The sequence below is a fragment of the Kaistella sp. genome (assembly GCF_032060305.1).
GTDB lineage: Bacteria > Bacteroidota > Bacteroidia > Flavobacteriales > Weeksellaceae > Kaistella > Kaistella yananensis.
The window spans coordinates 11,298-20,444 of sequence record NZ_DAMBHK010000001.1; the positions used below are offsets into that span (position 1 = coordinate 11,298).

10 protein-coding genes are annotated in these 9,147 nt (G+C 38.7%); 4 read left to right on the forward strand and 6 right to left on the reverse strand.

Going from position 1 to position 9,147, the window contains the following annotated elements; translation table 11 throughout:
• From metK to V5N63_RS00085, 4 genes are all read left to right on the forward strand, one after another.
• A partial coding sequence (gene metK, locus V5N63_RS00070; protein ID WP_332031921.1) for a methionine adenosyltransferase occupies positions 1-1,067 on the forward strand: 1,067 nt, incomplete at its 5' end.
• 83 nt (positions 1,068-1,150) lie between these two features.
• Positions 1,151-1,642 carry a hypothetical protein gene (locus tag V5N63_RS00075; protein WP_332019338.1) on the forward strand — a complete coding sequence of 164 codons (492 nt, stop codon included), beginning with the start codon at positions 1,151-1,153 and terminating at the stop codon, positions 1,640-1,642.
• Between the two features lie 172 nt (positions 1,643-1,814).
• Entirely contained in the window at positions 1,815-2,405 is a 591-nt protein-coding gene (locus tag V5N63_RS00080; RefSeq protein WP_088468195.1) for a sigma-70 family RNA polymerase sigma factor, read from the forward strand.
• A 207-nt stretch (positions 2,406-2,612) separates the two neighbouring features.
• Positions 2,613-3,308, forward strand: a complete 696-nt coding sequence (locus V5N63_RS00085) for a YjjG family noncanonical pyrimidine nucleotidase (RefSeq protein WP_332019337.1) — start codon at positions 2,613-2,615, stop codon at positions 3,306-3,308.
• A gap of 53 nt (positions 3,309-3,361) precedes the next feature.
• On the opposite strand, the gene trpS is transcribed toward V5N63_RS00085, so the two are convergent.
• The 6 genes from trpS to ileS form a co-directional block, all read right to left on the reverse strand.
• Positions 3,362-4,330 carry a tryptophan--tRNA ligase gene (trpS, locus tag V5N63_RS00090; protein ID WP_332031924.1) on the reverse strand — a complete coding sequence of 323 codons (969 nt, stop codon included), beginning with the start codon at positions 4,328-4,330 and terminating at the stop codon, positions 3,362-3,364.
• 113 nt (positions 4,331-4,443) lie between these two features.
• Positions 4,444-5,085: a lipoprotein signal peptidase gene (locus V5N63_RS00095; RefSeq protein WP_265143617.1), complete on the reverse strand. Its 642-nt coding sequence runs from the start codon at positions 5,083-5,085 to the stop codon at positions 4,444-4,446.
• Positions 5,085-5,282 carry a DUF2683 family protein gene (locus V5N63_RS00100; protein ID WP_088468191.1) on the reverse strand — a complete coding sequence of 66 codons (198 nt, stop codon included), beginning with the start codon at positions 5,280-5,282 and terminating at the stop codon, positions 5,085-5,087. The genes V5N63_RS00095 and V5N63_RS00100 overlap by 1 nt, the downstream gene beginning before the upstream one ends.
• Before the next feature lie 8 nt (positions 5,283-5,290).
• Positions 5,291-5,530, reverse strand: a complete 240-nt coding sequence (locus tag V5N63_RS00105; RefSeq protein ID WP_088468190.1) for a DUF6576 domain-containing protein — start codon at positions 5,528-5,530, stop codon at positions 5,291-5,293.
• A gap of 91 nt (positions 5,531-5,621) precedes the next feature.
• A complete protein-coding gene (locus tag V5N63_RS00110; protein WP_055042304.1) occupies positions 5,622-6,002 on the reverse strand; it encodes a TraR/DksA family transcriptional regulator in 381 nt (126 codons plus the stop codon).
• 74 nt (positions 6,003-6,076) lie between these two features.
• A partial coding sequence (gene ileS / locus V5N63_RS00115) for an isoleucine--tRNA ligase (RefSeq protein WP_332031928.1) occupies positions 6,077-9,147 on the reverse strand: 3,071 nt, incomplete at its 5' end.

Here is a 9,147-nt window from a genome sequence, read left to right on the forward strand (position 1 = left end):
TCAACGAAATTGGCTATACGAAAGGCGAATATATGTTCAACGGAGATTCCTGTGGAGTAATTTCTGCGATTCACGAACAATCGCCAGATATTAATCAGGGAGTTGAGCGTGCTGATGATAATGCAGATTTTGAAACAAAAGCTAATGCGCAAGGCGCCGGAGATCAGGGAATGATGTTTGGTTATGCTACTAACGAAACCGAAAATTACATGCCGCTGGCTTTGGATTTGGCACACACCATTCTTCGTGAACTTTCAACTTTGAGAAGAGAAGGCGATGCCATTCCATATCTACGTCCCGATGCCAAATCTCAGGTAACCATAGAATATTCTGATGATCACAAACCTGTACGAATCGACTCTATCGTTGTATCTACGCAGCACGACGAGTTCGGAAGTGATGATGCCATGCTTGCTAAAATCCGAAAAGATATCATCGAAATTCTTATCCCGAAAGTTAGATCTGCACAAAAGCCTGAAATTCAGGCGCTTTTCAATGATGAAATCAAATATCACATTAACCCTACAGGGAAGTTTGTAATCGGCGGACCTCACGGAGATACCGGCTTAACAGGACGAAAAATCATTGTTGATACTTACGGTGGAAAAGGAGCCCACGGTGGTGGTGCATTCTCCGGAAAAGATCCTTCAAAAGTGGATAGAAGTGCGGCTTATGCAACAAGACATATTGCAAAAAACTTAGTTGCTGCAGGAGTTGCCGATGAGGTTTTGGTTCAAGTTTCTTACGCGATTGGTGTAGCAGAACCTTGTGGTGTATATATTAATACCTACGGGACTTCAAAAGTGAATTTCCATGATGGTGAAATTGCCGAAAAAGTTCAGAAAATATTCGATTTAAGACCTTACGCGATTGAGCAGAACCTGAAACTTAGAAATCCGATATATCAGGAAACTGCTTCATATGGCCACATGGGAAGAGAGTATTATGTGGGAAGTAAAACGTTCAACAAAGGAAAAAGTAACCAGAAAATTATTGACAACCTGGAATTTTTCACGTGGGAAAAATTGGATAAGGTTGACGATATTAAAAAAGAGTTCGGGATTTAATCCCAGAAAATATTATTTTAAACTGCTTTATTCGAAAGGATAAAGCAGTTTTTTTTACCTTTACCACCATCTAAAATCTTACAATGAAGAAAATTCTGGGATTTACAGCACTGCTGATAATGCTTGCGAACCAATCTGCAAAGGCGCAGTTTACCATGCATAAACTCATTCATGTGGGCTATGTTTACCAGAACCAGAGTTTTGCAGAACTGGGCGGGAGGTTGCTTTTTTTAGAAAATGATGATACGATTTACCGTGTCGGAGCTGCCGCATTGCTAGGTTCGGCTAATGGTAAATTTGCTGTACTACCGAAAATACAGGGTGATATATTAATCAATTTTGAAAGAAATGTCGATTTATATCATTCCTATTATTTTCTGGCAGGAGCAGAAGCTACAACAAAATATATCGCACCTAAAATCGGAGCGACCTTGTTCGGAATCATCGACTTAACCGGAGGGTACGCATTCCCAATCGATAAATCGGGAATTAACGGAAAAGAATTAAAAGGATTAAATATAAATTTTACCCTCAATCTTCCGCTTGTAATGTTAAATGATCTGTTAAAAAAATAAATTATCTTTAAATTCTCTTTAATTTTTAACAGAGTATTAACTTTTTTACTATTTTTACACACCAAATAAATCAATTGCTATCGATTAAACTTTACTTCTTACAATAAGCCTGTCAAACACAACCTGATTCAATAATCGGGATGATGTACGGGTTACAAAACAGAAGTAGGTTATGAAAACACATACAGATAGCTGGTTGATTTCCGAGTACCGTAATGGTAACGAAAAAACCCTTTCAATTCTTATAGAGCGGCATCAAAAAGATCTCTTCTCCTTCATTTTTTATAAGTTGATGGATGAAGATCTGGCAAACGATATCTTTCAGGATACCTTTATGAAAATCATTGTCACGCTGAAAGAAGGCCGATACAACGAAGAAGGGAAATTCATTCTCTGGGCAAAAAGAATCGCCCACAACCTCATTATCGATCATTACCGTGTAAAATCAAAACATATTAAAGTTTCAGAAACTTCTTATGATAACGACGAATTTTCGATTTTTGATCTGATTTCCGGTAACGAAGAAAATATCGAAGAAAAACTCATCAGCGAGCAGATTCAGCACGATTTAACGCGGATGCTGGTGTTTTTGCCGGAGAATCAGCAGGAAGTTATCAAGCTGAGGTTTTTCGATGGGTTAAGTTTTAAAGAAATTGCAGATCAAACCGAGACCAGCATCAATACAACTTTGGGCCGCGTGCGTTATGCGCTCATCAACCTGAGAAAAATCATGGATCAACACCATATTATTTTAACCCGATAATAATATTTTAAAAAAACTTTCGTTTTTAGGGAAACAACTTTTTCGCCTATGAAAAAAATTGACACTTTAAACGAAAAACTTTTGAAACCAAAGAAACAAACAATCGACTTTCTCTTAAGTTATTCTAAAAGCATCGCAGTTTTGAAATCCAAAACTAAAAACCAAATTGTTTCCAAGAACTAATCTTAATCCTTAAATTTGTGCTGTATGAAAATTCAGCACATTTTTTTTGATCTCGATAATACGCTTTGGGATCACCGCCGCAACGCTTATCTTACCCTTAAAGATATTTTTATTAGAGAAAAAGTAAGCGAAAAATACAACCTAAATTTTGAAGATTTCCACCGAGAGTATTTCACCATTAATGAAAGACTGTGGGAGCAAATTCGAGATGGTGAAATTGATAAAGATTACCTCAGAAAACATCGATTTTATGATTCATTCCTGTTTTTCGGAATTGATGATCTCGAGCTCGCTCAGCTTTTTGAAGACAATTTTCTTGATGAAATTCTAAACTATAACGACCTGGTGGAAGGTGCATTCGATTTGTTGGAATATCTTTCCGGTAAAAATTACCAACTCCACATACTTTCCAATGGTTTCATGGAGGTAACGTACCGCAAATGCGAACTTTCCGGAATTAAGAATTATTTTAAAACCATTACCAGTGCAGACGAAATCAATATCAGAAAGCCACACCCAGAAATTTACGAATATGCATTGAACAAAGCCGGTGCAGAAAAAGAAGAATCAATGATGATTGGCGACGACTGGATTGCCGATGTTGAAGGCGGTAAATCTTTCGGACTAAAAGTAATTTTCTTCGATGTATTCAACGATAATTATAAAGCTCCGGACGTTACTGTGATTAAAAAACTGTCGGAAATAAAGACTTTGCTCTAACAAAAAAACCTTTCATCACTGAAAGGTTTTTTTATTTTTATTGCGAAGTTTCTTTACATTCCTAAACTTTCACGAACTCTTTTCAGCGTTTCTGAAGCTACTTTTCGGGTTTTATCGGCGCCTTGTTGAAGTTTCTCGTCGAGTTCCTGCAAATTGTTCATATAGTAAGCGAAAAGTTCTCTTTCTTTTGCAAATTTGGTCAGAATAAGATTCAGAAGCTCTGTTTTTGCGTGTCCGTAACCGAAATTACCTGCAAGATATTTTTGCTCCAGAGCTGCAGTTTCATCGGCTGTTGCAATAAGTTTATAAATTGCAAAAACCTTGTCTGTCTCAGGATCTTTTGCTTCTTCCAGAGTTTTAGAGTCGGTTTCAATTCCCATAACCTGTTTCTTCAGTTCTTTTTCCGGAAGAAAAATATTGATGATGTTACCGCGGGATTTACTCATCTTCTGTCCGTCGGTTCCGGGAACATATTTGGTGTCTTCCTGAAGTTCCGCATTCGGTAACACAAAAACTTCGCCCATTTGGTGATTGAATCTCGCGCCCATATCACGCGCCATTTCAAGATGCTGAAGCTGGTCTTTGCCGACAGGAACCACTTCTGCGTCATAAAGCAGAATATCTGCAGCCATCAACACCGGATAGGTAAAAAGTCCGGCATTCACATCTTCCAAACGGTCAGCTTTGTCTTTGAAAGAATGCGCCAAAGTAAGTCTCTGATATGGGAAAAAGCACGAAAGGTACCATGAAAGTTCACATACTTCCGGAATGTCGCTTTGTCTGTAGAAAAAAGTCTTTTCTGTATCCAAACCGCATGCAAGCCAGGCAGCAGCAATTTCATAGGTGTTTTTTTTCAGTTCAGCAGCATTTTTTATCTGGGTTAAAGAATGCATGTTGGCGATGAAGAGAAAAGATTCGTTTTCAGATTTTTTCGACAATTCAATTGCAGGAATAATTGCGCCCAAAAGGTTTCCTAAATGGGGTGTTCCTGTAGCCTGTATTCCGGTGAGGATTCGTGACATATACTGTAAAATTCTGGTTAAAAATAAGTGATAAACTGCTTTATCAAAAGCGTTTTGCAAAAATAGGGAAATAAAAAACTTGAGACAATTGCTGAAGTTTTTCTTTAATATTTTTAAAAATCCAGTCCGTCTGGAAATGCTTTCTTTCTGAAAATCAGCAGTAAAATTCCACCAACGGTAATTGCAGAATCAGCAACATTAAAGATGTATTTGAAAAACTCAATATGCTTGCCGCCTATAAGTGGCCAGCTTTCCGGTACCCACCAGTCTACGAGCGGGAAATGCAGCATATCGACTACACAGCCTTTCATAAAATTCGAGTAACCTTCACCAAACGGTACCACTTTCGAAATTCCGCCGTAATCGATCCAGTGGTTCACGCTTTCGTCGTACACCGTGCCGCTGTCGAAAATCATTCCGTAGAACATTCCGTCAATTAAATTTCCAATCGCACCGGCAAAAATCATCGCCATTGGGATGAGGAGGTAATTGCTGTGGATGCCTTCTTTCAGCCATTTTCTGAACAGGTAAACCATGCCGCCAATGAGGAAAACGCGGAGGATTACCAAAGCATATTTACCCAGTAGGCCGCCAAAATGAAAGCCGTACGCCATACCCGGATTTTCTACAAAAGTGAGCTTGAATCCCGGAAAAACATCAACACTCTCGCCAAGATGAAAGGTGGTTTTGATGTAAAATTTAGAAACCTGATCGATTAAAAGGATGATGAAGGTAATTAATGCTATTTTCTTCATTACAGATCGGTCTTTGGTTTATTTTTGAAATTGCCCGGTTTGGTGTCTTTTTTCGGAGCGGATTTGGTTTCGAATTTTGGGGAAGTTTTTGCGTTTCTGGTGTGAAACTTTTCATATCGGATTCCCATATCTTTCATCACACTTTTCAGTGCGTTGAGTTCCATCTGGTTTTTGGGATGTACAATTAATGATTCCATTCTTAGATTTATTTTTTTGAAAGTTCTTCCAGGCGTTTTCGGTCTTTTTCCGAAAGATCCTGTATGCCGTTTTTGCCCATTTTGCTTAACAGACTGTCGATTTCAAGCTCGCGGTTTCTTCTTTCCTCATTGTATCTGTCGTCGATACTTTGGTATTTTTCTTCCTTTGCAAGGAAAGGTTTTTTCACAGAATTTCTGAAAAAATAAATAATTACACCAACGGCCAAAATGATCAGCAGGACTTCCAAAAGACAGCAAATTTTAAATTCAAATAGGTTTATAACGCAAGATTTCGCTGTGCATTATAAACCTAATGGGTAAACAGTTGAAGAGCGTAAATTAGCGCTGCATATTTTTTGCCTCAATACTTAAAGTTGCATGCGGAACGGCTCTCAAACGGTCTTTACCAATGAGTTTTCCGGTTACTCTGCAGATTCCGTACGTTTTGTTTTCAATACGGATGAGTGCATTTTTCAAATCTCGCACAAATTTCTCCTGTCTTCCTGCCAAAATTGCATTCTGCTCCTTGCTGAGGGTTTCTGCACCCTCCTCAAATGCTTTAAAGGTAGGCGAAGTATCATCGGTCCCGTTATTCTGGTCGTTGATGAAGCTTTCTCTGATCAGCATTAAATCCTTTTCTGCTTTTTCTATTTTTTGCTGAATAAGTTCTTTAAACTCCTGAAGGTCACTATCGCTGTAACGTTGTCTTTCTTCTGCCATGTTTTTTTGTTTGAAATCGTTTGTGTTTTTTGAGGGATGAGAATTTCGGATTCTTCATTAAATCTCTGTCAACATCAAACTTTGTTTACCAATAATTTAAATTTCACGTCGTCAATTTCTATTTCATCAAAATTTGAAAGTGAATTTACAATTTCTATTTTATCTGACAATACTTCTTCCGAAATATATAGATTATTGTTAATAAGTTCATTTTCAAAAGGCGAATTTGCCTCAATTTGAATTGAAATACGGTCGGTAAGATCGAAATCTTTATCTTTTCTCAGGTTTTGAACCCGATTGATAAATTCTCTTGCAATTCCTTCAGCTTTCAGTTCGTCCGTTATGGTCAAATCTAATGCCACCGTTATTTTTCCTTCATTCGCCACCGTCCAACCCGGAATGTCTTTGGTGAAGATTTCAACATCTTCGGTTGAGATTTCATAGCCTTGGATTTCGATTTTTCCGTCTTTTTCCAAATCAGCAATTTCTGCGGAGTTCAAATTAGAAATTTCCGCTCCCACGGTTTTCATGTCTTTACCAAGACGCGAACCTAAGGTTTTGAAATTCGGTTTAATCTGTTTCACAATCAGATGCGAAGCCTCATCAGCATTGATTAACAGTAATTCTTTTACGTTTACTTCCTGTTTGATGAGTTCCGAAACTGCTACAATCTGAGCTTCCGTTTTCGAATCCAAAACAGGAATCATCACTTTTTGCAAAGGTTGACGAACTTTGATATTTTCTTTCTTTCTTAAAGAGAAAACCATGGACGTGATTTGTTGCGCCAGATGCGTTTTTTCTACCAAATCCTGATCAATCAAACTTTCGTTCGCTATAGGGAAATTGGTTAAGTGTACAGATTCCGCTTCATCTTTACCGGTGATTTTGTTTAAATCCTGGAAGAGTTGATCCATGAAAAACGGAGCAATCGGTGCCGAAATTTTAGCAATCGTTTCCAGACAAGTGTACAAGGTTTGGTATGCTGAAATTTTGTCTTCGGAATATTCTCCTTTCCAGAAACGTCTTCTACAAAGTCTTACATACCAGTTACTTAAGTTGTCATTCACAAAATTGTTGATCGCTCTTGCAACTTTTGTTGGTTCGTAATCATTGTAGAATTCGGTAACATCTTTTACCAAAAGATTCAGTTCAGAAAGAATCCACCGGTCGATTTCCGGACGGTTTTCAATGTCTTTTTCGGAATAATTAAATCCGTCAACATTCGCGTAAAGCGCGAAGAACGAGTACGTATTGTACAAGGTTCCGAAGAATTTTCTGCGGACTTCATCAATTCCTTCCACATCAAACTTCAGGTTTTCCCAAGGGTTCGCGTTGGCAATCATATACCATCTTGTCGCGTCAGGACCGTATTTTTGCAATGTTTCAAAAGGATCTACCGCGTTTCCAAGACGTTTAGACATTTTCTGGCCGTTTTTGTCCAAAACCAAACCATTCGACATCACATTTTTATAAGCAACTGAATCGAAAACAGAAGTTCCAATCGCGTGAAGGGTGTAGAACCAACCTCTTGTTTGGTCAACTCCTTCCGCAATAAAATCGGCAGGAAATGCTTTTTTGTTGTCGATAAGTTCTTTATTTTCAAAAGGATAATGCAATTGTGCGTAAGGCATCGAACCGGAGTCGAACCAAACATCGATCAAGTCGGATTCGCGTTTCATCGGTTTTCCGGAATCTGAAACCAAGATAATTTCATCCACAATGTTTTTATGCAAATCGATCTTCGCATAGTTTTCCTCCGACATGTTACCGGTTTCGAAACCTTCGAATGGATTCTTTTCCATGAAACCTGCCGCGATTGATTTTTGGATTTCGTTCATCAGTTCTTCCACCGAACCGATGATAATTTCTTCTTTCAAATCTTCGCTACGCCAAATTGGCAGTGGGATTCCCCAATATCTGGATCGCGAAAGATTCCAGTCGTTCACGTTTTCAAGCCAGTTGGCAAATCTTCCTTCTCCTGTTGATTTAGGTTTCCAGTTGATGGTTTCGTTGAGTTCTACCAAACGGTTTTTCACGGCAGTCATTTTCACAAACCAGGAATCCAAAGGATAATACAAAACAGGTTTATCGGTTCTCCAACAATGCGGGTAGCTGTGAACATATTTTTCAACCTTAAAGGCTTTGTTCTCCGTTTTTAAAAGGATGGCAAGTTCCACATCCCAGGATTTTTCCGGAGCGGTTCCTGCGTCGTAATATTCGTTTTTAATGTATTTTCCGCTGAATAATTCTGGTACGTTTTCGCCTTTTGCAAATCGACCCTGAAGGTCGACTAATGGTACTAAATTGTCGTTTTCGTCCTTGATCAACATTGGCGAAATTTCGTTTTCCTGCGCCACACGGTTGTCATCAGCACCGAAAGTCGGCGCGATGTGTACGATACCGGTTCCATCTTCGGTGGTTACGAAATCTCCAATAATTACTCTGAAAGCATTTTCAGGATTTTCTGCCGGCAAAAACCATGGAATCAATTGCTCATATTCGGTTCCTGCAAGATCTTCTCCTGTGAATTCGGCTAAGATTTGATAAGGAATAACTTTGGATTCTGCTGTGTAATTTTGGAAATCTTCATCGGTTCCCACTCCGTATTTTTTTCCAAAATTCTTCTGCAAAAGAACTTTGGCAAGAATGATGTTAATGGGTTCGAAAGTATATTGATTAAAGGTTTTCACCAAAACATATTCAATATCCCGTCCAACTGCTAAAGCGGTGTTGGAAGGTAAAGTCCAAGGGGTTGTCGTCCATGCTAAAATATGGATTGGCAGTTGATTTTCTTTATCAAATTCTGCCCAGTGAAGAGCTCCACCACAAGTAGCACCTGCGATTTCATCCGTGTTTACCTTAGATCCAAGATTCGCAATTTTAGATTGTAGCGCATCACTCAATTTTTTTACTTTAAACTGAGCAACAACAGTGGTGTCGGAAACATCACGATAAGTCCCCGGTTGGTTGAGTTCATGGGAGCTCAAACCTGTACCTGCAGCAGGAGAGTACGGCTGTATGGTGTAACCTTTGTAGAGTAATTTTTTGTCGTAAAGTTGCTTCAGAAGCCACCAAACGGTTTCCATATACTTCGGTTCATAGGTAATATAAGGATCTTCGAGATCTACCCAATAACCGATTTTTT